Source organism: Nonlabens spongiae (genome assembly GCF_002117125.1).
Taxonomy (GTDB): domain Bacteria; phylum Bacteroidota; class Bacteroidia; order Flavobacteriales; family Flavobacteriaceae; genus Nonlabens; species Nonlabens spongiae.
The window spans coordinates 674,617-695,810 of record NZ_CP019344.1 but is presented as its reverse complement, the minus strand read 5'-3'; the positions used below and the strand labels follow the sequence as shown (position 1 = coordinate 695,810).

General features: G+C 41.0%; 25 protein-coding genes and 1 other RNA gene. 17 read left to right on the top strand and 9 right to left on the bottom strand.

Features of this window, described 5'->3' with window-relative positions; translation table 11 throughout:
- The first annotated feature begins 21 nt into the window (after nucleotides 1–21).
- Both BST97_RS03200 and BST97_RS03195 read left to right on the top strand, forming a co-directional pair.
- Nucleotides 22–246, top strand: a complete 225-nt coding sequence (locus BST97_RS03200) for a type II toxin-antitoxin system RelE/ParE family toxin (protein ID WP_245833646.1) — start codon at nucleotides 22–24, stop codon at nucleotides 244–246.
- Nucleotides 247–514: 268 nt separating this feature from the next.
- A complete protein-coding gene (locus BST97_RS03195) occupies nucleotides 515–814 on the top strand; it encodes a hypothetical protein (protein WP_085765884.1) in 300 nt (99 codons plus the stop codon).
- Nucleotides 815–919: 105 nt separating this feature from the next.
- Here BST97_RS03195 and BST97_RS03190 read toward each other — a convergent pair whose 3' ends face one another.
- The 3 genes from BST97_RS03190 to BST97_RS03180 all read right to left on the bottom strand — a co-directional run bounded on the left by BST97_RS03190 (nucleotide 920) and on the right by BST97_RS03180 (nucleotide 3,100).
- Nucleotides 920–1,360 (bottom strand): hemerythrin domain-containing protein, encoded by a 441-nt coding sequence (locus BST97_RS03190; RefSeq protein ID WP_085765883.1) that lies wholly within the window; start codon nucleotides 1,358–1,360, stop codon nucleotides 920–922.
- A gap of 3 nt (nucleotides 1,361–1,363) precedes the next feature.
- Nucleotides 1,364–1,879: a pyridoxamine 5'-phosphate oxidase family protein gene (locus tag BST97_RS03185; protein WP_085765882.1), complete on the bottom strand. Its 516-nt coding sequence runs from the start codon at nucleotides 1,877–1,879 to the stop codon at nucleotides 1,364–1,366.
- A gap of 204 nt (nucleotides 1,880–2,083) precedes the next feature.
- Nucleotides 2,084–3,100, bottom strand: a complete 1,017-nt coding sequence (locus BST97_RS03180; RefSeq protein ID WP_245833645.1) for a YihY/virulence factor BrkB family protein — start codon at nucleotides 3,098–3,100, stop codon at nucleotides 2,084–2,086.
- 227 nt (nucleotides 3,101–3,327) lie between these two features.
- Here BST97_RS03180 and BST97_RS03175 point away from each other — a divergent pair, with 227 nt between their 5' ends.
- From BST97_RS03175 to BST97_RS03115, 11 genes are all read left to right on the top strand, one after another.
- Nucleotides 3,328–3,600: a type II toxin-antitoxin system RelE/ParE family toxin gene (locus BST97_RS03175; RefSeq protein ID WP_245833644.1), complete on the top strand. Its 273-nt coding sequence runs from the start codon at nucleotides 3,328–3,330 to the stop codon at nucleotides 3,598–3,600.
- Between the two features lies 1 nt (nucleotide 3,601).
- Complete coding sequence (locus tag BST97_RS03170) at nucleotides 3,602–3,886, top strand: addiction module antidote protein (RefSeq protein ID WP_085765880.1); 285 nt, start codon at nucleotides 3,602–3,604, stop codon at nucleotides 3,884–3,886.
- A gap of 151 nt (nucleotides 3,887–4,037) precedes the next feature.
- Nucleotides 4,038–5,279 (top strand): ABC transporter permease, encoded by a 1,242-nt coding sequence (locus BST97_RS03165; protein WP_085765879.1) that lies wholly within the window; start codon nucleotides 4,038–4,040, stop codon nucleotides 5,277–5,279.
- Between the two features lie 171 nt (nucleotides 5,280–5,450).
- Entirely contained in the window at nucleotides 5,451–6,290 is an 840-nt protein-coding gene (locus BST97_RS03155) for a hypothetical protein (RefSeq protein WP_157111412.1), read from the top strand.
- Between the two features lie 198 nt (nucleotides 6,291–6,488).
- Entirely contained in the window at nucleotides 6,489–6,944 is a 456-nt protein-coding gene (locus BST97_RS03150) for a transposase (RefSeq protein WP_317043467.1), read from the top strand.
- A 675-nt stretch (nucleotides 6,945–7,619) separates the two neighbouring features.
- Entirely contained in the window at nucleotides 7,620–8,702 is a 1,083-nt protein-coding gene (gcvT, locus tag BST97_RS03140; RefSeq protein WP_085765875.1) for a glycine cleavage system aminomethyltransferase GcvT, read from the top strand.
- A 6-nt stretch (nucleotides 8,703–8,708) separates the two neighbouring features.
- A complete protein-coding gene (locus BST97_RS03135; protein ID WP_085765874.1) occupies nucleotides 8,709–9,521 on the top strand; it encodes a sugar nucleotide-binding protein in 813 nt (270 codons plus the stop codon).
- A gap of 252 nt (nucleotides 9,522–9,773) precedes the next feature.
- On the top strand, nucleotides 9,774–10,403 hold the full coding sequence (locus BST97_RS03130) for a hypothetical protein (RefSeq protein ID WP_157111410.1): 630 nt from the start codon (nucleotides 9,774–9,776) through the stop codon (nucleotides 10,401–10,403).
- Between the two features lie 55 nt (nucleotides 10,404–10,458).
- Nucleotides 10,459–10,842 carry an alkyl hydroperoxide reductase gene (locus BST97_RS03125; RefSeq protein ID WP_085765872.1) on the top strand — a complete coding sequence of 128 codons (384 nt, stop codon included), beginning with the start codon at nucleotides 10,459–10,461 and terminating at the stop codon, nucleotides 10,840–10,842.
- Nucleotides 10,839–11,222, top strand: coding sequence for a DoxX family protein (locus BST97_RS03120; RefSeq protein ID WP_245833643.1), 384 nt, complete (start codon nucleotides 10,839–10,841; stop codon nucleotides 11,220–11,222). The genes BST97_RS03125 and BST97_RS03120 overlap by 4 nt, the downstream gene beginning before the upstream one ends.
- The gene (locus BST97_RS03115; RefSeq protein WP_085765870.1) at nucleotides 11,219–11,647 is read left to right on the top strand and encodes a hypothetical protein; all 429 of its coding nucleotides are present in this window, start codon (nucleotides 11,219–11,221) and stop codon (nucleotides 11,645–11,647) included. Before BST97_RS03120 ends, BST97_RS03115 begins: the two co-directional genes overlap by 4 nt.
- Here BST97_RS03115 and rnpB read toward each other — a convergent pair.
- An RNA gene (rnpB, locus tag BST97_RS03110) (RNase P RNA component class A) lies at nucleotides 11,646–11,994 on the bottom strand. The genes BST97_RS03115 and rnpB overlap by 2 nt on opposite strands.
- A 273-nt stretch (nucleotides 11,995–12,267) precedes the next feature.
- On the opposite strand from rnpB, the gene BST97_RS03105 reads away from it, so the two are divergent.
- The 3 genes from BST97_RS03105 (at nucleotide 12,268) to BST97_RS03095 (ending at nucleotide 15,103) form a co-directional block, all read left to right on the top strand.
- A complete protein-coding gene (locus tag BST97_RS03105; protein ID WP_085765869.1) occupies nucleotides 12,268–14,094 on the top strand; it encodes a DNA polymerase III subunit gamma/tau in 1,827 nt (608 codons plus the stop codon).
- Nucleotides 14,095–14,192: 98 nt separating this feature from the next.
- On the top strand, nucleotides 14,193–14,651 hold the full coding sequence (parS, locus tag BST97_RS03100; protein WP_085765868.1) for a type II RES/Xre toxin-antitoxin system antitoxin: 459 nt from the start codon (nucleotides 14,193–14,195) through the stop codon (nucleotides 14,649–14,651).
- Nucleotides 14,651–15,103, top strand: a complete 453-nt coding sequence (locus tag BST97_RS03095) for an RES family NAD+ phosphorylase (RefSeq protein ID WP_085765867.1) — start codon at nucleotides 14,651–14,653, stop codon at nucleotides 15,101–15,103. The genes parS and BST97_RS03095 overlap by 1 nt, the downstream gene beginning before the upstream one ends.
- 10 nt (nucleotides 15,104–15,113) lie before the next feature.
- Here BST97_RS03095 and BST97_RS03090 read toward each other — a convergent pair whose 3' ends face one another.
- Genes BST97_RS03090 through pdxH form a run of 4 tightly spaced genes read right to left on the bottom strand, consistent with a single transcriptional unit; the run spans nucleotide 15,114 to nucleotide 19,196 of the window.
- Entirely contained in the window at nucleotides 15,114–16,013 is a 900-nt protein-coding gene (locus BST97_RS03090) for a Ppx/GppA phosphatase family protein (RefSeq protein ID WP_085765866.1), read from the bottom strand.
- Nucleotides 16,003–18,063 (bottom strand): polyphosphate kinase 1, encoded by a 2,061-nt coding sequence (ppk1, locus tag BST97_RS03085; RefSeq protein ID WP_085765865.1) that lies wholly within the window; start codon nucleotides 18,061–18,063, stop codon nucleotides 16,003–16,005. The genes BST97_RS03090 and ppk1 overlap by 11 nt, the downstream gene beginning before the upstream one ends.
- Nucleotides 18,064–18,549 carry a SixA phosphatase family protein gene (locus BST97_RS03080; protein ID WP_085768139.1) on the bottom strand — a complete coding sequence of 162 codons (486 nt, stop codon included), beginning with the start codon at nucleotides 18,547–18,549 and terminating at the stop codon, nucleotides 18,064–18,066.
- On the bottom strand, nucleotides 18,549–19,196 hold the full coding sequence (gene pdxH / locus BST97_RS03075; protein ID WP_085765864.1) for a pyridoxamine 5'-phosphate oxidase: 648 nt from the start codon (nucleotides 19,194–19,196) through the stop codon (nucleotides 18,549–18,551). Before pdxH ends, BST97_RS03080 begins: the two co-directional genes overlap by 1 nt.
- Before the next feature lie 173 nt (nucleotides 19,197–19,369).
- Here pdxH and BST97_RS03070 point away from each other — a divergent pair, with 173 nt between their 5' ends.
- Nucleotides 19,370–19,921 carry an acyl-CoA thioesterase gene (locus BST97_RS03070; protein ID WP_085765863.1) on the top strand — a complete coding sequence of 184 codons (552 nt, stop codon included), beginning with the start codon at nucleotides 19,370–19,372 and terminating at the stop codon, nucleotides 19,919–19,921.
- Here the strand turns inward: BST97_RS03070 and BST97_RS03065 are convergent.
- Nucleotides 19,915–21,018 (bottom strand): endonuclease/exonuclease/phosphatase family protein, encoded by a 1,104-nt coding sequence (locus BST97_RS03065; RefSeq protein WP_085765862.1) that lies wholly within the window; start codon nucleotides 21,016–21,018, stop codon nucleotides 19,915–19,917. The two genes, BST97_RS03070 and BST97_RS03065, sit on opposite strands and share 7 nt — an antisense overlap.
- Nucleotides 21,019–21,194 lie beyond the last annotated feature (176 nt).

Genomic DNA, 21,194 nt, shown 5'->3' with positions numbered 1-21,194 from the left:
ATTCTTTTAAGAATTGGTCTCTTGGAACAAGCCGATCGTTATTTTAATCTCATATTGGATGAAATTGAATACCTAGCAGAATATCCAGAACATGGTGAAGATTACAGCCAAATCAAGAAAGAATACTTCCGTTCAAGGATAAAATCTCATTTCATATTTTATAAAATCAATTCTAAAATAGAAGGAATTGAGGTGATTAGAATCCTGCATCAAAGAATGGATTTAGAATCACGTATTTATGATTAATTCATTAGTTGTAAAGAGGAAAGCTATGTTGTTATAAATCATTGACAACAAGAAATTTATAACAAATGAGAGTTTGTTTTACCATTTTACCTTTCTAACTTCCTTACTATATAATCAAACTCATCTTGCAACCCCTTAATCATGTTTGTCAAAGTGACTTTAAACTCTCAGAAATTCGATTATGTTGTTGGTGAATATCTGCTTTTTTTAGTGTTTATTAAACACAATTTCATTCACTTGTCCTGTATTTTTAAGGAAAACAAATTTTATGAAAACGGACGCGAATAAATCTAAGAAAGACTTACCCTACAATCCTGAAATCACAGAGGAGGATAAGAAAATGCTTAGAGATGACAACAAGCATATTCACCACGATGGGGGGAATGACACCCAGTTAACCGACAGAGAAAGACCGGTCGATTTTAAGGGAAAAGATCTCGACATTCCGGGCAGAACAGCAGCCCAAAACGGTAACGGCATTAACGGACTCAACGACGAAGAAAACAAACTACACAGTCAAGGTGGCGACAGAAAAACTAATTTAGAGCGCGATGACGCTGCGCACTAAATAGGAAAATAATTAATATAAAATAAAGCTGGTAAACAATTTTAAATTGTTTACCAGCTTTTTTAATTTTTAATTTCTTCAACCGTAATTTGAGAAAGATGAGACTTAAGCGCTCCTACTCTCAGACATTTCCTTTTTGTACGTATCTGCTAGATTGTCTTTTTCTTTTTGAGTGAGCGCTTTTCCAGCCATTTGAAAAACCTCTTGTTCTTCTTCGTCGAGATGGTGTTCCACCTTGTGCGCCAGTTCTTTCATGTAAGTGAGCCACGCGCTGCTGCTCATGTCAGTTTCTTCTAGTTTCTCTACCAGCTCGTCCATTTCATGATGTTCAGCAATGCTGTGGCGGGCTTTTTCTTGGGTAAGATCAGACTCGATCAGTGGGATGTAAAAGTGGCGCTCCTCCGCATCGGCATGGATGGCGAGTTCTTTTTTAAGCGACTCAAAAAGGTTTTTACGGTGATCCGTATCTCCAGAAGTGTCCACAAGTTTCTTGATCAGTTCTCTCTGGATCTCATGGTCTGCGCGCAAGGCTTCAAAAATATTCATAGTTCAGTTTTTCTGGTAGTTAAATTGAAGGGTGCCCTTCACCCCTATCTCGGTTTCATTTCCTGTAATTGCGGTGTAGCCCAGTTTTGCCATGGTGACCAGTGCATTGGTTTTCGTATCCCAGTAGTTGCCATAACGCGGCCGAAATCTAATCACCGTGATACTGGGATCATTCTTACCTTCAAACCAATTATTGTCCAAATTGCTCCATAAGTCATCGATCAACTCTTGATCTGAACTTATGTAAGCACTCCCGTATACATTCATAAATTCTTTGGACCGCACGTCCCCAAAAATGAGCTGGCAGTCTGAGTCTGAGAGCAAATTAGCATTATTTTCACTCGTAGAATTGCTTATAAACAGAATCTCACCATCGTCCTGCACCCTTTTGGGAGTCATGGGAATCGAGTGTACAGGTTTCTGTCTCAGGCCTGTAAGCATCATGGCTACGGGAATCCCGCGCGCCATCTCAAGGTACTTCTCGTGTGCTCGTCGCTGGTGTAGATTTTCCTCGCTCATTTTTCTTTTGAATTTACTACTTTAAGCTTACTCAATTATTAAAGGAATTTTAAAAACCCACTCTTTGTATTGATTCTATTTTACTGACAAGCCTGAAAAGTGATGATAAGATGATAAGATGTTAAGTTGTTACGCTTTCGCGAAAGCGGGAACTCCACAAACCACTTCAATATTTTTATTAAGTAAAGCTCAAATTACACCGTGCTAGTGGTCATGGCGATCTCTAACCAATTTTGTGTCATCTGATCGATCGATCTCGTCTAAATCCTCATCCGTGACCTCTACTCCTTTGTCCACAACCACATATTCTTCTCTGAATTTGAGCGCCTTAGAGTTGGGGATAATGCCCTTTCCATAGCGATCTGTATAAATTTTGATGAACTCTGCGCCAAAAAACAGAATCAAGCACGAGTAGGAAACCCACAGCAAGATCAGCACCACGATGCCCGCGGCACCATAAGCACTCCCGGGAGAAGAATGGGAAAAATAGATACCCATGAGCAACTTCCCGACTTCAAACAAAATCCCGGTCAGCAACGCACCCGGCCAGATGTGTTTCTTGTCCACGCGCGCATCTGGCAAGAAACGGAACATAAGTCCAAACAGAAACGAGATGATCGAGAGCGATAACAAGAAGTTCACCGCCATTGCCACGCTGCCTAGATAATCAGCAAAATTTTCTGTGATCCAGTCCTGCAAGATACCTATCACCGTACTGGCAACAAAACTGATGATACTCAAAAACCCGATCACGAGTATAAAACCGAAACTTTTTGCACGGTCGGTCAGGATTTTCCACCAGGGTGTTTTGGGATTGATCTTGAGCTTCCAGATCTTATTGAGCGCCATTTGTAGCTGGTAAAACACTCCGGTAGCGGCAAAAATAAGCGTGGCGATTCCTATAAGATTAGTGATCCAGCCTTCATCGTCGGTACGAGCGTTTTGAAGCAGTTTGGTCAGCTCGTCTGCGCTGTCGTAGCCTATCATATCAGACAATTGCGTGGTGAGCCTACCGGTAGCAATCTCCCGATCGTAAACCTGCCCTATAATATTGATCACGATGACCAGCAGTCCTGGCAAAGAGAGAATCGCATAATAGGCTACACTGGCGCTGAGTTGCCAGACGTCGTCTTTGTTCCACTCCACGGCACTGTTCCATAACAATTTGGGAAGGTGCCACCAGCGGAATTTCTCCTTTTCAATAGACTTGCTCTGCATCATGTGTGCTAAGTAACTAAGCTTATTTTTAAAATCCACCCTACTTGATAATAGTTTAACGAGAAGAACAGATTTAGTTAGTAGATATCTCCTTTTCAAATAGTAGTGTAAGGCAGTTGAGATCAGGCATTCTCCAAACACGAATTTTCTCTGATATTTCAAATAATATTTTAGATTTGTATCTTAATGGATACAATTTGAAATGATCAGAACCGTAAAGACAGCTGAATTTGACAAGTGGTTTAGAAAGCTCAAAGACGTGCGAGCGAAAGCTAAAATCTTTCAGACTTCAGAAACTCGAAACGGATGGCCATTTTGGAGATTGTAAACCTGTCGGTGACGGAATAAGTGAGATGCGAATAAACTATGCAAAAGGTTACAGAGTGTATTTCAAAGAAAAAGGGAAACAAATTGTAATTCTTTTGGTTGGTGGGGAAAAATCGACTCAACAAAAAGACATCACAAAAGCAAAAGAAATCTGGAACAAAATAAAAGACAAGTAAAATGGCAACTACAAAATTTGACATTGCGGACTATTTAGATAGTGAAGAAATGATTGCTGAATATCTCAATACCGTTCTTGAAGATGGAGACAGTTCTGATCTTGTTGTGGCAATCGGTCATGTTGCAAAGGCAATTGGAATGACTAAAATTGCCGAGAAAACGGGAATGAGTCGACCTAGCCTTTACAAAGCGTTATCTGACGGTGCAAAACCACAGTTTGAAACGATAATGAAAGTGCTTAAAGCTGTCGGCGGACAGATAAACGTACGGCCTATATCAGCCTAGAAAAATCCACCAGATCACGTGTTACGGGTAATTGCAGGGTTATTGCTTATGGCCAAGAACTATTTAAAATGCCTATTCCCTATAAAATTTAACCTGAGGGAACTTCCCTAACTTTGTTGTAACGTTTTAAATAGTTTCAGGTCTTACAGGCATGTTTGGATTATTAGGTCAGAATATCAGTATCGCCCAGCAGAGTATCAAGGGCCAATTGTTACGCACCATTTTAACCGTGGTGATCATCGCCATAGGAATTACCGCACTAGTAGGAATTTTGAGCGCTGTTAACGCCTTGAGCAGCACGCTGGACAGCGGTTTTTCTGGCATAGGAACCAATACTTTTAATATCCAGCAGTACGAGTTAAGCTTCCGCCGGCAAGGGGGTCGCGAGCGCACAAAGGTAAATCCCATTATTAATTACCGCCAGGTAAAAGAATTTCAAGAGAAATACGATCCTGCTTTTGGTCAGGTAGGCGTTTCTTTTCAAGCCACCAGCACCGCCGAGGTAAAAAGCGAAGACAGTAAGACCAAACCCAAAGTTATCGTTGCTGGAGTGAACGAGAACTACACAGAAAACGCCGGTATCGAGCTGGCAGAGGGCCGCACCTTCTCCCCTTTTGACATCAAGAACAACACGCGGGTTTGCCTGATCGGTAGTGATATGGAAGATGCGCTGTTCCAAGGGTTGAATCCGCTGGGGCAAACTTTGAGCATACGTGGTAATAAATTTACCGTGATCGGTTTGCTGAAGGAAAAAGGATCCACCTTTGGGAACAACATCGATTTGCGAGTCATGATCCCGATTGATGTAGCGCGCAGCATCTACACCGCTCCCAACATCAATTACGAAGTCAGCGTAAAAGTCGCCGATCCAAATTTTATGGAATCTGCAAAAGATGCGGCGATTGTTCTTATGCGCAACATCAGAGGATTGAGCCCGGTGGAATCCAATAATTTTGGCGTGGTGCAAAGCGACGATTTGCTCGCATCAGTCAATGAAGTGAGTGCGGCACTCAATGTCGCCGCCGTGATCATTTCAGGAATCACGATTTTTGGATCCTCCATCGCACTTATGAATATCATGCTGGTATCAGTTACCGAGCGCACGCGTGAGATAGGCGTTAGAAAAGCATTGGGCGCCAAGCGCAGCACCGTTTCTTGGCAGTTTTTTATTGAGACTTTATTGATCAGTCAGTATGGAAGTATTGTGGGGATTCTGCTGGGAATGCTGATTGGTTTTGCGGTCTCGGCAGGTTTTGAGATCCCGTTTGTGATCCCTTGGGGCGCGATCATTTGGGCAACGATCATTTCTATTTTGATCGCGATTTTCTCTGGCGTACTACCAGCCATCAAAGCTTCTAGGCTGGACCCTATCGAGGCTTTGAGGTATGAGTAGGGAAGCTTTTTTTTTGCTTTCGCGAAAATTATATCATTTAATGGCTGTGATCCTTTGATAGAGATCAAAATAATAATCGATACTCAAATATTTGATTGTTCGGGATATAGTTTTCTGAAAATGTTATTTTTATGGTGAAAAAATAAATTATAAAACACTTCAAAACTGCCAATGAAAGATATTATCAAATCATTTTTCGATGTTTCCCGAGAGCGCGTTAAAAATCCCCTAATTGGAACATTTATAATTTCTTGGATTGCTATTAATTGGCGTCCAATATTAATCATGTTATTTTCCGATCAAACTATTGAAAATCGAATTGATTACATAATAGCATGTTATTCTTCTTTTCATAGTTATTTTTTAGTACCATTTCTAATTGCTCTAATATATGTAATTATACTTCCATATTTTATGTGGGCTGTGGATGAGCTAATCCGTAATTCTACTATTGGGAGAAAGAATAATTTAGTTAAGCAAACAATTTTTGATTATGAAGGGAAACAGCAAATTGCAATAGCAGAGAGTAAATTGGAAGATCTCAAAGCTAGTTACAGAGATAAAGCTGATTTTAACAACCAAATCGAGCAATTACGCAATCAATTGGATGAAAGAGATGAAACTATTCAAATTCAACAAATTGAAATTGAACGGTATCAAAATGAACTTACTACGATAAAAAACTCGATTGATCAAAATAGTTCAGAATTAGAAGTTTCAAGTTTAGAGAAGAAATTTAATGAATTTAAAATAAATGTTCTTTTCGACTATTTTAAAGAAGTAGGTGTTGCCATAAGAAATCATCAAAATTTCCCACACGGAATCAATGATATAATTAAAGAAAAATTTATTATGCAGGATATAATAGAAGAAGTTGAGGATGAAAACGACTTTTATTATCGCTTCACGAACAAAGGAAATTATTTTTGGAAGAAGTTTGTTACAAACTTAAGAATTGAAAAAAGAAATAGTACCGAAGATGAAATTAGTCCCGACGATTTACCATTTTAAAATATTCTTCAATAGAGGCTGCCCTCGCCGGCGCGGAGTTGCACTCCGTGTCCACCAGCCCTGATTAAAAAGGTTTTAAAGAGCTATCTTTAATTCATTAGCCGCAAATACAAGTTAAAAAATTTAGAGCGTGCGTATTTTGTTTCTTTTGCGACGGTCAATTGGATCGATGTGTTTACGTGAGAGAATTACAAGAGCATCATTACCGACTCTATTTCCTATTGCCGCGCAGAGAAAAACATGGATTGTTTTGCCTTCTGCGTTATGCCCAGTCATGTTCATATGATTTTTAGAGATCAAAACTCAGACCCGCAGTCATTATTAAAAAACTTCAAAAGATATACAGCTCGAAGTGTCAACAAAGCCATCCAAAACAACGTTCAAGAAAGTAGACGCGACTGGATGCTATGGATGATGAAGAGAGCTGCAATAAAGAATGGCAATAAAGCGAAACACCAATTCTGGCAGCATCACAACAAGCCTATTGAGTTATGGAGCCCTAAAGTCATCAAACAGAAACTGGATTATATTCATAACAATCCAGTAGAATCAGGATTTGTTACGAGACCCATTGTATGGAAATACAGTAGCGCACGCAACTATGCTGATTTGCCAGCTGAGATTGAGATTGATCTTGTGGGATTTATGGAGTAATGCTTAATTTGGTGTGTGGGACACGGAGTGCAACTCCGCGCCAGCGTATAGAATACTGACTCAAATATGAAACAAACAATGCTTAGAACGCAAGATATATTTTCAACAGCAAAATTTACCACTCGGCTATACGCCACCTTCATAGACTTTTTAGTACTTACCATATTGATTTTTTTATTAAAAATAACTTTTCCGGATATGAGCAACATATTGTTTTTTAATGAAGCAGAAGCGTTTTTAACGGAAAATACTACGCATTGGGTTCTAAGTAAAACTCCTCGCTGGCGCGGAGTTGCACTCCGTGTCCACCATCCCAACGAATGAAGGTATTACCTCAATATGCTATCTTTAAATCATGAGCCGCAAATACAAGTTTAAAAATCCAGAGGGTGCGTTTTTTGTGTGTTTTGCCACGGTCAACTGGATTGATGTGTTTACAGGCGTGAGAGGTTAAGTAACTCCACGCCAGCCTTAGTTTAATTTATCTAATCCTTGCAAGTTAATTTGAGTTCAAAAGTGCTCGTAAATACCTTTCTTTCGCGAAAGCGAAAACATCTTTTTCACCCACAAACTCCCAGCGCAAAAAAACCTAAAATCCTCACCCGTTAATGCCACGTGAACACGGTTGGACAGACCTTTTTTAAACAATACCTTTGCGCGCACTAAATAATGAGGATGAAGAATACCGCGCTTACCAAAATTCATGAGTCGCTGGGTGCCAAAATGGTTCCTTTCGCTGGTTTTAATATGCCTGTTCAATATGAGGGCGTGAACATAGAACACCACACAGTCAGGAATGACTTGGGGGTTTTTGATGTTTCGCATATGGGCGAATTTCTGATCAAGGGTGAGCACGCGCTGGAATTGGTGCAAAAGGTTTCTTCAAACGACGCTTCAAAGCTAACTGTGGGTCGCGCACAATATGCCTATCTACCCAATGAAACTGGCGGCATCGTGGACGACATGATCGTTTATCGTGTTCATGAAGATATATACCTTCTCGTTGTGAACGCGTCAAATATCGATAAGGACTGGGAGCACATCTCTAAGCACAATACCATGAACGCTGAGATGAAAAACCTGTCAGACGATTATAGTCTGCTGGCAATACAAGGTCCCAAAGCAGTTGAGGCGATGCAATCGCTTACATCAGTTGATTTGAGGGCGATCAAGTTCTATCATTTTGAGGTTGGTGATTTTGCTGGAATCGAGCATGTGATCATCAGCGCGACGGGTTACACCGGTTCTGGTGGTTTTGAGATTTATTGTAAGAACTCTGAGGTCAAGCAGGTTTGGAATAAGGTTATGGAAGCGGGTGATTCCTACGGGATCAAACCCATAGGTCTTGCGGCACGCGATACCTTGAGACTGGAAATGGGCTATTGTCTGTACGGTAACGACATCAACGAGACTACCTCGCCTTATGAAGCTGGTTTAGGCTGGGTAACTAAATTCACTAAAGAGTTCGTCAACCACGAGCAGCTCAAGGATCATAAGCTAAATGGAGTTCATAGAAAACTGATTGGTTTTGTCATGGACGATAAAGCAATCCCTCGAGGCAGTTATGAAATCAAAGACGCTGATGGAAATGCACTGGGAATCGTGACCAGTGGAACCATGTCTCCTTCACTCAACAAAGGAATAGGTATGGGTTATGTGCCACCTTACGCCGCCGTGCCCGACAACAAAATTTACATTCAGATTCGTAAGAAACTAATGCCAGCAACGGTGGTGAAATTTCCATTTTATAAAAAATAAAACTTATTGAATAGGATTCTCATCATAGGCGGTAGTGGATTTATAGGTCAAGCTCTCTACAGGGAGCTTGCTCCTTTTTATAGCGTGCATGCCACTTATGCAAAGGACAACGCTTCTTTTGAGAAGAATCAGCATTTTCATCAGTTTGATTTTGAGACGGAGGAGATCGCTCCCCTACTCGATCAACTCAAGCCTCGCTTTATCGTTAGCGCGATCAGAGGGAATGTAAATGGCCAGTTGTACCTGCACCAGCAATTGATTAACTGGGTGATGAGAAACGACAGCCGCATCCTTTTCTTATCAAGTGCCAATGTTTTTGATCGTTTTACCAACTATCCCAGTTACGAGTACGACAAGACCTTTTCAGAAAGCATTTACGGCAGGTTCAAAATTAAGATTGAAAATGCCTTGCTGCGATTGCCCAACTCTAAATATGTGATCGCGAGAATCCCGATGATCTTCGGTGCTCAAAGTCCTAAAGTCAAGGAGCTCAAAAAACTCTTGACCGATAATGAACCTATCGAAGTGTTTCCAAACGTAGTAATCAACGCTACCTACATAGATAAACTGGTCCAGCAGTTGCATTATATCATCAATCGCCGCCGGAGAGGTGTATTTCATCTGGGTTCATCAGACCTTATCCACCACAGCGATTTGTATGAGGAGCTTGCGACCGGTTTAGGCTACGACCAGGTGACTTGGAAACATGTTTTTGATTCCAATGAGGACCGACAGCTTTCGGTACTACCCAAGGACAACTTACTTCCCAGACACCTTCAGTTCAAGGTAGAAGATGTGGTTGCTGCAAGTATCGCCTAGCTTTTTGCTTTTTATGCTTTCGCGAAAGCGTGAAAATTTAAAGTTTTCTTCTAATTGATACTGTCCTACCAATTCATAAATATTTGTTTAACCTCACTGTGTTTAACAAAATAGAAACAATGGCATTGTTACATTTAAAAAAGGTCAATAGCTGAGGGAACACTCAAATTTTAGGGCTGCATCGATGCTTCGCTAGACTGGATTGTGATAAATAGAAAAATTGATTAACTGGTTAATAAAATGAATACGATTATGAAAATCTTCACCACGGTATTATTTCTGGCGCTGGGTCTACAAACAATTCATGCGCAAAACAAACATAAATTTTACAACGTAGATGGAAATGAAATAACGCAAGAGCAATTTGAATCTCAGTATGACCGCTTGAAAAACTTCATATTAGACTATGAACGCTCAAATTCTAGTGAACACCGCCTTATCAATTATCAATCAGAAGAACAACTTAACAGTTCTAAGACATCTAAAATTTATAACTATCTAGAAAGCATTACCGGTAAGGAACTAGATCGTGATAAAAATCTCTTAGTCAGTTACCTTTCTGCCACAAACAGTAAGATAGATGGAGATTCAAAATGGGATGTTCTCAACCAGCGATATAACGAGATTATTGAAGAGCGAGGTGATGTTATCAGACTGTGGGTTCACTCTCCAGACCTCAAAAATCTTGAGCCTTTTCAAATTAAGGATATTACATGGTCTGCAGACAAAGACAGAATGCTTGAAAAGCAATTATTTCCAGAAAATGTCCCCTACGGAGGTTTTCTCATACTACAACCTGATGGTAAAGCATACGTCCGGTTGCACGAGCATTCTAATCAAGATATTACAGAAAATGTAGAACGGTTGCTGGGGAAAAAATAGCTTCTCCCTTATGAATAGGAAAGTAACTTGATGACAAGCCGACCACACGATAAAAATGAAGCTCACACTTAAACTAGCGGCGATTTACAATGTTCTATGGGGCGCGTGGGTGATTCTCTTCCCAAATAATTTCTTTGAACTGGTAGGTATGGAACCGCTCAATCATCCTATGGTCTGGCAAGGAATGGGAATGGTTATAGGTGTGTATGGTCTAGGTTACTGGTGGGCGAGTTACGATCCCATGCGCCACTGGCCTATTGTCGCTGTGGGATTTTTGGGTAAAATTTTTGGTCCCGTGGGATTTGTTTTTAATTACCTCCAGGACATTGTTCCCTTTGAATTTATCTATACGCTTATCACTAACGATTTCATCTGGTGGATTCCGTTTTTCTTGATCTTGAGAAAAGTTCACGTCGAATATAAATGGCGATTGTCATGAGGTCAAAGTTTTCACTAATCGCCTTTGTGGTATTTTATCTCGTGGCTGGTTTGATGCATTTTATCCAACCCGGTTTTTACATTCAAGTCATTCCAAAATATCTAGGCGACTCCAGCTTGCTGAATCAAGCCGCAGGTATTGCAGAAATTGCCATCGCCATCGCAGCTGTATTCAAAACTACTAGAACTTTAGCAGGTTACGGCACCATTGCGATGCTGCTGGTTTTTGTAATTCCCCATGTGTACTTTATTCAATTGGGCAGTTGTGCGGGTGACTTTTGTATTCCTTCGTGGGTAGCGTGGTTGCGCTTGCTCGTAATTCATCCCCTACTCCTTTACTGGGCTTATGCGATTTCTAAAAACAAAACCAAGCTACTATGAATGTATATGTCGAATTGCTGCGCATTGCTGTGGATTTTGGTCTGATGGTGCTGATCTGGATGGTGCAGTTGCTTATTTATCCGGGATTTGAGTTTCTGGCTGCGAGCACGTTTCACAAATGGCACCGCAAGTATGCGCGCAACATGACTTTTATCGTGGCGCCCATGATGTTTGTTCAAGTTTTTCTAGCTGGGTATTTCATAATTTATAAACCTGGGCTTCAGTTATGGAATATCAGCTATGCGATTCTTGTTGCGCTCACCTGGATTTCTACTTTTTTGATCTTCATACCTTTACACAAAAAGCTGGATGATGAGCCTCACAATGTGACAGTATGCAGAAAGCTTACCCATAGAAATTGGTTGCGTGTGATTTTATGGACGGCGATTGTAATTCTGGATGTAGCCTTACTGATCGAGCTATAAAAATGGCAGACCTGTAAGCCGGATTCTGTAACCCTACAACGGATTCCTTATCATTTATCTAGGATCGCAATTACTCACGACCTCAAACCGCCTACCCTTCAGATCGCACGGATCGCGATCGAGCTCTGATTTACGCGGCGTTTCACCCCATAGAGTTTACCTGGTTTCACTACAGCATAACCTGTACTTGCTTTCTGTTGCACTTGTCCTATCTCGCTTTCGCGAAAGCGGAATAATTTCCAGCTTCCTTAAAAACAAAACGACGGCCGCTAGCCGCTATGGTATCCTACGGTGTCCGGACTTTCCTCTCTCCGCCTAAAACGGACAGCGATAAGGCGGCCTGCCGCTGCAAAGTTAGTTCTTTATTCATAGCAGCCTACCACCAACAAATAATTCCTTATCACCATTTCAAAATTTATTCTCAAACACAATTATTATCGCAACTGCAAACTGCCTAGACTCAACATCCACTGATTACCGCATCTCTAATCCCACATCCCTAATCCCCAAATCCACTAATCCCTCATACCTAATCCCTCATACCACATCCACAATTTTCTGTTCATAAAAACCGATCATAATTTTGACATTACGACCATCGCCAAAGTATCTTTGACGCCATGGAGCCATTTATTGTTTCTGCTCGTAAATACCGTCCCGAGACCTTTGAAGATGTAGTGGGTCAGAGTGCCATTACCAAAACGCTGGAGAATGCCATCGAGAGTAATCACTTGGCACAGGCACTTCTATTCACAGGACCTCGCGGTGTAGGTAAAACGACTTGTGCGCGTATTTTGGCCAAAAAAATCAACCACGAGAGTGGCGACTTTGATCCCGATGAGGATTTTGCATTCAACATTTTTGAGCTGGATGCGGCATCTAACAACGGTGTGGATCAGATCAGGGCGATTGTGGATCAGGTACGTATCCCGCCACAGGTTGGAAAATATAAGGTGTACATTATTGACGAGGTGCACATGTTGTCTAATGCTGCCTTTAACGCTTTTCTTAAAACACTGGAAGAGCCTCCAGCGCATGCGATTTTCATCCTAGCAACGACGGAGAAACACAAAATTATTCCTACCATACTTTCTCGTTGTCAAATATTTGACTTTAAGCGCATCACGGTAAGTGCGATGAGGGAACACCTCAAGCGAATTGCCGAGAGAGAAGGTATCAATGCCGAAGAAGACGCGTTACAAATCATCGCTCAAAAAGCCGATGGCGCCTTGCGTGACTCGCTTTCCATTTTTGATCGTGTGGTGAGTTTTTCTGGAAAGGAATTGACCGTTCAGGCGGTTACGGAGAATTTGAATGTTCTCGATCGCGATACCTACTTCAAGTTTACCGATTTGATTCTGGAGAATAACATTCCGCAATGTTTAGTGGACTATGATGTGATCATGTCCAAGGGCTTTGACGGACACCATTTCATCAGCGGTCTTGCCACTCATTTTAGAGATTTAATGGTGTGTCAAGATCCAAAAACAATAGGCTTGCTTGAGGTTGCAGATGTGACCAAGAAGAAATACCTCGAGCAGTCCCAGAAAACAGATCTGAGCTTTCTGAGGCGCGCCTTAGAAATTTCAAACAAAGCTGACTTTGACTACCGATCGAGTCGCAATCCACGACTGCTGATCGAACTTACGCTTATGCAACTTGCCTCCATCACAACCGATGGAGAAAAAAAAAATGAGGTAACCCAAATAATTCCTGCCACGGCATTTGATCAAGCTCCTGTTCAACAAACTGAGGCAAAAAAGGAACTACCCCAACCTTCTACGCCTCAAGAAGAAGCTGCACCTTCAAACTCTGAGCAACCACCGTCAATAGAAGCTCAAGAAAATGTAGACGTTTCTTCATCAATCGAGCAACATGCAGATCATAAATCAGCAGTTGCTGACGCCTCAGAATCATATTCCCAGCCATCAGACAGCAGCACTCAAGAAATAGAGGAAAAACGCAGGCAACTCAACGAGCGACTCAAGAATAAGATCAGTAATTCTTCACTAAAGGGAATCAGCTATAAAAAAGAGGTCAAGGCTAAGAAACAAAAACATAAAATCCCTCAGGACAACCTTCCAGAGGAGCCATTTTCACAAGAGCAGTTTAGCTTAGTTTGGGATAAATATATCCAGCACCTGCAAAATCAGGGTCAGATGATCCTCGCAGGAATTTTACGTGTGGACTCCCCTAAAGTTAATGGAAACGAGATATACCTTAAATTCCCGAACTCTTCCATGAAGAAAGACCTGGAACGCGATCAGGGTAAAGTCTTGGATTACATAAAGCGCGAATTGCGTAACTATGCGATCCACTTCAAAATTGACGTAGATAAAACGGTGACCAAAAAATACGTCTACACAGATCAGGATAAATATGAAAAATTGGTCGAGAAAAATCCAAACGTGGATTTATTGAGGCGGACATTTGAGTTGGATTTTTGATCCTCACGCCATCTTTATTTTATAATCCCGTTCTCATAAATCTTTAAAAGACGGCACGATTGTCGTATATTCGTTCATGTAATAAATTATATTATCACATGACTGTTTCAGAATTAACTACAACTCAACATCTGGATAAGGTTAGAAATGTTCTTGGAAAAAAATATATCGATTCGCAACTCCAAAGTCATTTTGATTTTATTCAGGCGGCGTCGAAGGGAGTCAACGCAAACGTTATCAAGAATTTTGGAGATTACTTTGATCTCAAAAGAGATACCATGGCTGAAATTCTTTCAGTTTCTGAGCCTACGATCTATAGGTGGACAAAGTCAAACAAAATACTTGAACGTAATTTTTCGGTCAAGCTTTTTGAAATCTCAGAACTTTTTTTGTTGGGTATTGAAATTTTTGGCTCAAAAGAAGCTTTTTTTAAGTGGCTCGACCTACCCAATACTTCGCTAGGCGGAATGGAACCTATGGAATTGATAGAAATACCAGAAGGCGTTTCAAAGGTTAGGGACGTTCTGGGTAGAATAGAACACGGAGTTTACAGCTAATGATCGTTTACAGAATCACGAGCAGCAAATATTCAAAGGACATTTACGGCACAGGTGCTGCTCTTTATGGAGGTCGCTGGAATAAAAAAGGAACACCTGTACTCTATACTGGAGAAAGTAAAGAAATAGCCTTATTAGAAACAATAGTTCATACACCACCTATGCTCGTTCCCAATCTTGACATCCTTACAATTAAAATCCCGGATGATTCTATTTTTGAACTTGAAGTATCTAACCTTCCTAAAAACTGGATAGACTATCCAGCACCGGCAATTTTATCAGAAATAGGTCAGGATTGGATACTTAAAGGTGAAGAATTAGCCATGAAAGTACCGAGTTGTATAATTCACTCTGCAAATAACTACATTCTGAATTGTCGGCATCCTGAATATATGAACATTGAAATTCTTGAACATAAAAATTTTCACTTTGACTCTCGATTGAATTCCTGATTTCACTCTCCTACTCCCCCATCTCCGCATTATAAATAGACTTAATAATACCGTCACTCAAACCAATTTTAGGAACATAGATGTTTTTTGCCTTGCTCCACTTCATAGCATTAAGATAGATGCGGCAGGCGGGTATAATCACATCGGCGCGGTCTTGATTCTGTCCTAGTTTATAGATACGCTCTTCATAGCTGTAGGTTTGTAACTCCTGATAGTAGGAAGACAGATAAAAATAAGAAAGTGGTTTACCATAACGCTTCCCACTCGCCTTAAAGATATTATTGATATTCCCACCACTTCCTATCAAGTCGATTCCGTCATAAAATGTTGTTATGTCCTTGATCCAGTCTTCGGCCTCCTCCCACAATTCACGTCCCACCATATCATTAAGAAGACGCACCGTTCCAATTTTAAATGATTTGGAAGCTACTTCTTTACCGTAAGCAAATAAGGTAAACTCTGTACTACCACCACCCACATCCACATACAGGTAGACTTTATTTTTATCGATAAATGCATGAAGGTCTGTCATGGCGATAATGGCAGCTTCATGTGTACCTTCTATGATCTCAATGTTGATCCCGGTTTTCTCCAGAATTTCTGCAGCAATTTCATGGCCGTTATCGGCTTCACGCATAGCACTTGTGGCATATGCACGGTAACTTTCCACGCCGTGAACGTTCATCAACAATTTATACGATTGCATGGAATCAATCATACGCTTAAGGTTGCGCTTGCCTATTTTTCCTTTGGTAAACACATCTTGACCCAGTCTTATGGGAACTCGTACCAGGCTTGTTTTTTTGAAAAGCGGTTGCTCATCTCCTAAAATGTTTACCGTAGCAATAAGTAGCCTTATGGCATTAGACCCGATATCAATGGCACCATATTTTGCACTTCTAAACTTCATTCAGTCTGTTTTTTTGCTGATAATATTCATAAGTAGCGTATTGTGACCGCACAGGTTCCTGAGCATTTTGCACATAAGCATTAGTCTGTTCCTGATCAATTATACGCGCTTTGACATTATCTCTCCAGCATATATCCATGGTTTCAATAATCTCTTGTTTGATTTTGTCATCATAGATAGGACAAGCAATTTCTACACGCATATCCAGGTTGCGACCCATCAAATCAGCACTAGAAATAAACACATCACTATCGCCATCGTTATGGAAATAATAGACTCTGGGATGTTCTAGATAGCGGTCTACGATACTGATTACCTTTATATTTTCACTCATGCCCTTCACTCCAGGGATCAAACAACATATTCCTCTCACAATCAGCTCTATTTTGACTCCGGCTTGGGAGGCTTTATAAAACAGGTCCACCATCTTGAAATCTGAGAAGCTGTTCAATTTTATTCTAATGTGTGCTTTTTTTCCCGCTTTCGCGAAAGCGATCTCACGATTGACCAACTTCTCAATTCCGGCTCTGAGACTGTGAGGAGAAACTAATAAATGCTTGTATTTATAAATTTTATAATTGACCTTGAAAAAGTCAAAGACTTTCTCCACCTCTTTTAAGATCTTCTTATTAGTGGTAAAAAGCGTGTAGTCGGTATAGATGCGGGCGGTAGATTCATTAAAATTGCCCGTAGAAATAAAACCGTAGCGAGTGGTTTTACCGTTTCTTACCCTAGTAATACAACAAGCCTTACAATGCACTTTCAGGCCAGGTACACCAAAGATCATCTCAATTCCCTCCTCCTGCATCAACTCGGCATAATTAATATTGGCCTGCTCGTCAAAACGTGCTTGCAGCTCGATACTTACCGTGACCTGTTTGCCGTTTTTGGCCGCATTAATAAGCGATCCAGCAATCTGGGAGATTTCAGCTAGGCGATAGATAGTGATTTTTATGGTTTGAACGTCAGGATCAAGCGCTGCTTCCCGTAGGAATTTTACCGTATTAATAAAGGTATGGTAGGGCGTGTATTGTAAGATGTCACCTTTCTCAATACGATCGAGTAATGACCCCAGCGCTGGTACACCATTAATAGGCAAAGGTGGTTGTTCTTCATAAAGTAGATCTTTACGACCCAAGCTAGGGAATTTCAAATAATCGCGACGGTTGTGATAGCGGCCACCAGGAATTTTTGAGTCAGTGTCCTCAACGTTTAATTTGTCTAGGATTAATTGAAGTGTCTCATCATTAATCTCCTTATCATAAACAAATCTTACGGGATCTCCATCCTTACGATCATAGACACTGCGGCGTATTTTTTCCAGCAAGCTGTTTTTCAGATCAATGTCCATGTCCAGTTCTGCGTCCAGCGTCACTTTGATCATGTGGGCTTCGATTTCCTGATAATCAAAAATGCTGAAGATGTAATGCATGCGGTGCCTGATCAAATCGTCCAATAATATGATGTACTGGCGATCGTCACCTTCCAGTTGTGGCAAAACTACAAAACGCTCTAAATGCTTGGGTTTCTCGATAAACGCGTGCTGTAAGCCGCCATCTTTGAGTTTCATGCGGACGGCCAGATAGCCATAACCATCCCTAAGTTGTGGAAATGGCAGGCTATCTTTGATAATAATCGTTCCCAGCGCCGGGCTGATCTTTTCATTAAAATAAGTGCGTATGTAAACCTCGTGTTCTTTAGAAACTTCAGTCTCATCTACGAGAATAATATTTTCATTTTTGAGTTCGCCTTCCAGTTCCTCTAAAATTCTAAAACTGAGCGCCTGTACTTCAATTACTTCCTTGTTAATTTCTACTAGTAAATCCTCGGCAGAAATACCTCCTAAAGATTTAGTGGCATTCTTCCCGGCTCTTTGAATGCGTTGAATCGTAGCGTAACGTACTTTGAAAAATTCATCAAGATTGTTTGAAAAAATCCCGAGAAATCGCAACCGCTCAATGAGAGGGACGGTTTTATCGCTTGCTTCTTGAAGGACGCGCGCATTGAATTTGAGCCAACTCAGCTCACGGTTGTAGTACCTGTTTTCCATCTAGCGTATGTGTTTGGGAAATACATAAAACTGAGTACTCCCGCGAGTGATGTCACTCCACTGGTTAGTATCAAAAATAAGTTGTACCACTCCAGTGGTGGGAACATTATCAAAAGCCTTGTTGCCGTATCTGTTTACAAAATCTGTAATCCCATGATTGTGAGAGAATATCATGAGCGTATCTACATCATCAGTACAGCTCTGTATGACACGCTTTAACTCATCACTGCTAAACGTGTAAAGATTCCTGTTCAATCGTAATTTTGAAAGACTATAATCGATATATTCAGTTACAATCGTTGCGGTTTGAAGCGCTCGAGCAGCTGTGCTGGACCAGATTAAATCTGGCTTGATGTTCATTTCCTTGAGATGTTTCCCTACAAGATGTCCATCATCTATTCCTCGCTGGTTGAGCACGCGATCGTGATCTCTCACATTCAGCTCCCATGAGGATTTACCGTGTCTACTTATGATTAATTTTTTCATTATGGTTGTAATCTTTTGGTGATCCATGAACCCTGTTCATTCCTGGAATAAAGTATGCGATCGTGCAGGCGGTTCTCGCGTCCCTGCCAGAATTCAAAACTTACCGGTTTACAGGCATAACCTCCCCAGAAATCAGGTAAGGGAATTTCTCCATCTTCAAATCGCTTTTCCATTTCAGCGAGTTTGTCCATGAGTTGCTCCCTTGAATCAATCTGAGAACTTTGATTGCTTACCCACGCTCCTATCTGAGAACCTCTAGGTCTGGTGCGATAATAGCTCAATGATTTCTCCCGTGAGGTTTTCTTAACATCTGCTTTGATGATGATTTGTTTTTCAAGCGCCGGCCAGAAAAAATTCAGGCTTACTCTAGGATGAGCATCGATTCCCTGCGCTTTTTCACTGGTATAGTTAGTATAAAACAAAAGATTTCCATCTACGATCTCTTTCAGTAAAACGATACGGTTTTTCGGGAAACCATCAGTTCCTAGAGAAGCTAGGTTCATGGCATTAGCCTCCTCGATTTCTTCACATTCATCAGCCATTTTGAACCATTGATCAAAAAGCTCCATGGGATCCATCGGGACATTTTCTTCCAGTAAAGCGGCTTTATCGTATGATTTTCTCAGGTTCTGAAGGTCTCTTTGCATGAAAACGTTCTTTCCCTGCAATTTACTGAATACGGTTTGTTTGTGAAACCTCTCGGGATAGCGATTTATCGTGTTTGGGATTAATTTTATGTGAAAGTGTATATTGCTTGTTCCGCTTTCGCGAAAGCGGGAAAAACTTCTATCTTATCTTGCCACAATTAAGCCTTGATCCCATGAAAAAGTTTAAATCTCCAGAAGAATCCAAAGTAACACTGAGCATACTGATGCTACCCTCCCATGCCAATTTTTCTGGTAAGATCCATGGTGGGCATGTGCTATCGCTCATCGATCAAATCGCATTTGCCTGCGCTTCAAAACACAGCAATAACTACTGCGTGACCGCAAGTGTAGATGTGGTGGATTTTCTTGCGCCTATTGAGGTGGGCGAAATGGTAACCTTGAAGGCGTCAGTCAATTATGTAGGGAAAACATCTATGGTGGTAGGAATACGCGTGGATGCTGAAAATATACAGACCGGTGAGTCCAAGCACTGTAACTCCTCTTATGTAACCATGGTGGCAAAGGATGAACAGGGAGATACGGTTGAAGTACCCGGGCTTAAAATCAGCAATGCGACGCACATAAGGCGTTTCTCCCGCGCGATTAAGCGTAAAGAGCTTAAAATAGATAGTCGCAGGGCCATAGAGCAGGCAAATTTTACGGATCCCAAATTTAAAGATGCCTTGAAATCCTATAATGTGGAACTGAATTTATCTGATTATTGAGACATCAAATTCTGCAGGGATGCTGGAATTTTTGTAAAACTTTCTAATTCTTGATCATTTAATTGATCCTTGGCTTGTTTCCATTGGTTTTTTGTAGGTTCTTGAGCTTCTTGATCTAATTTATTTTCTGGTTCTAGTGACAAGGTTACCCATACAGGAAAATGATCGCTACCAAAATTTGCGCCCGTATCTGCATCTACATACCTGAATTCAGGACTGGAGAGTATGTGATCCAGTGGCCAGCGCATCAACATATTTTTTGCGTTAAACGTGTTAAACGCTCCTCTTCCCAATCTCACATCCAGAAGTTTACCAATAATCTTCATAAGTTGTGTACTGTCTGACCAGGGGACATCGTTGAAATCTCCCATGACGATCACAGGAAGTTCAGAATTATAAGCCTTAATAGCTGTTTTAATCAGTTCCTTATCACGATCCGTGCTTTTGGGATTGTGTTGCGGCATGGGCGGCGTGGGGTGAATCGCATAAAGCTGGATCAATTCACCTTTATCAGTTCTCAATTGGGTAGTGATGGAGGGAATTTCTTGATCTACCAGAAATTCAACTTGGGGATCAACTAATTCCAGTTTAGAATACAGTAAGATACCGTATGTATTGTCCAGTGGGTGCTCGACACGGTAAGGATAATCACTTTTGATTTCTTGGCTGATCTTGTCTGCCCAGATCTGGTCCGTCTCCATGAAAACGATGACGTCCGGTTGGAGGTCACGTAGCTCTTCAAAAAGTTTGACACTCTCGGTGTTTTTCTGAAGGACGTTTACATTATAAAAGGTAAGCTGGGTGGCTGTTTGACTTTTTGCAGGGTCCACCTCTTGCGGGTAGAATGGAAAGTAATCTACAGCCCTATAGATTTGGAAAATAAAACAACCCAAAAGTATAGAGACATAGACATAATCTTTGACCCATTTAGGTTTAAAAGTAAAAAAGTAAAGGATGATCGCGATAAGCGTGAATCCCGTAAAGTACATGTGGAGGTAGTCAAAAACCCTGATGAACCAGAAATCGGCTGCAAAAAGGGGAATCAATGATAATACCGCAGCAATAAGTCCTACGACTTGGAAGATAGTTCTCCACATGGTTTTTTAGTTTGATTTAAAATTACTCTTATGGAGTTTGGGAAATATTAAAGTGAGGGTAAAGTTTGATTGTGCGGTGCGCTGGGCGCTGGGCGGTGTGGGTGGTTGGGTTTGAGGGGTGTGGGATGAAACTAAGTTTTTTGATTGATTCAGTGCGACTGTCAATTTATAAAAGC

Bases quoted from the DNA above. Each gene is read 5' to 3' on its own strand.
- ppk1 (WP_085765865.1), bottom strand. From the start codon at position 18,063: ATGGAAAACAGGTACTACAACCGTGAGCTGAGTTGGCTCAAATTCAAT.
- BST97_RS03185 (WP_085765882.1), bottom strand. From the start codon at position 1,879: ATGAGCGAGGAAAATCTACACCAGCGACGAGCACACGAGAAGTACCTT.
- BST97_RS03130 (WP_157111410.1), top strand. From the start codon at position 9,774: ATGAAAATCTTCACCACGGTATTATTTCTGGCGCTGGGTCTACAAACA.
- BST97_RS03155 (WP_157111412.1), top strand. From the start codon at position 5,451: ATGAAAGATATTATCAAATCATTTTTCGATGTTTCCCGAGAGCGCGTT.
- parS (WP_085765868.1), top strand. From the start codon at position 14,193: ATGACTGTTTCAGAATTAACTACAACTCAACATCTGGATAAGGTTAGA.
- BST97_RS03195 (WP_085765884.1), top strand. From the start codon at position 515: ATGAAAACGGACGCGAATAAATCTAAGAAAGACTTACCCTACAATCCT.
- BST97_RS03170 (WP_085765880.1), top strand. From the start codon at position 3,602: ATGGCAACTACAAAATTTGACATTGCGGACTATTTAGATAGTGAAGAA.
- BST97_RS03115 (WP_085765870.1), top strand. From the start codon at position 11,219: ATGAATGTATATGTCGAATTGCTGCGCATTGCTGTGGATTTTGGTCTG.
- BST97_RS03095 (WP_085765867.1), top strand. From the start codon at position 14,651: ATGATCGTTTACAGAATCACGAGCAGCAAATATTCAAAGGACATTTAC.
- BST97_RS03070 (WP_085765863.1), top strand. From the start codon at position 19,370: ATGAAAAAGTTTAAATCTCCAGAAGAATCCAAAGTAACACTGAGCATA.
- pdxH (WP_085765864.1), bottom strand. From the start codon at position 19,196: ATGCAAAGAGACCTTCAGAACCTGAGAAAATCATACGATAAAGCCGCT.
- BST97_RS03105 (WP_085765869.1), top strand. From the start codon at position 12,268: ATGGAGCCATTTATTGTTTCTGCTCGTAAATACCGTCCCGAGACCTTT.
- gcvT (WP_085765875.1), top strand. From the start codon at position 7,620: ATGAAGAATACCGCGCTTACCAAAATTCATGAGTCGCTGGGTGCCAAA.
- BST97_RS03120 (WP_245833643.1), top strand. From the start codon at position 10,839: ATGAGGTCAAAGTTTTCACTAATCGCCTTTGTGGTATTTTATCTCGTG.
- BST97_RS03180 (WP_245833645.1), bottom strand. From the start codon at position 3,100: ATGATGCAGAGCAAGTCTATTGAAAAGGAGAAATTCCGCTGGTGGCAC.
- BST97_RS03190 (WP_085765883.1), bottom strand. From the start codon at position 1,360: ATGAATATTTTTGAAGCCTTGCGCGCAGACCATGAGATCCAGAGAGAA.
- BST97_RS03165 (WP_085765879.1), top strand. From the start codon at position 4,038: ATGTTTGGATTATTAGGTCAGAATATCAGTATCGCCCAGCAGAGTATC.
- BST97_RS03090 (WP_085765866.1), bottom strand. From the start codon at position 16,013: ATGAAGTTTAGAAGTGCAAAATATGGTGCCATTGATATCGGGTCTAAT.
- BST97_RS03125 (WP_085765872.1), top strand. From the start codon at position 10,459: ATGAAGCTCACACTTAAACTAGCGGCGATTTACAATGTTCTATGGGGC.
- BST97_RS03065 (WP_085765862.1), bottom strand. From the start codon at position 21,018: ATGTGGAGAACTATCTTCCAAGTCGTAGGACTTATTGCTGCGGTATTA.
- BST97_RS03080 (WP_085768139.1), bottom strand. From the start codon at position 18,549: ATGAAAAAATTAATCATAAGTAGACACGGTAAATCCTCATGGGAGCTG.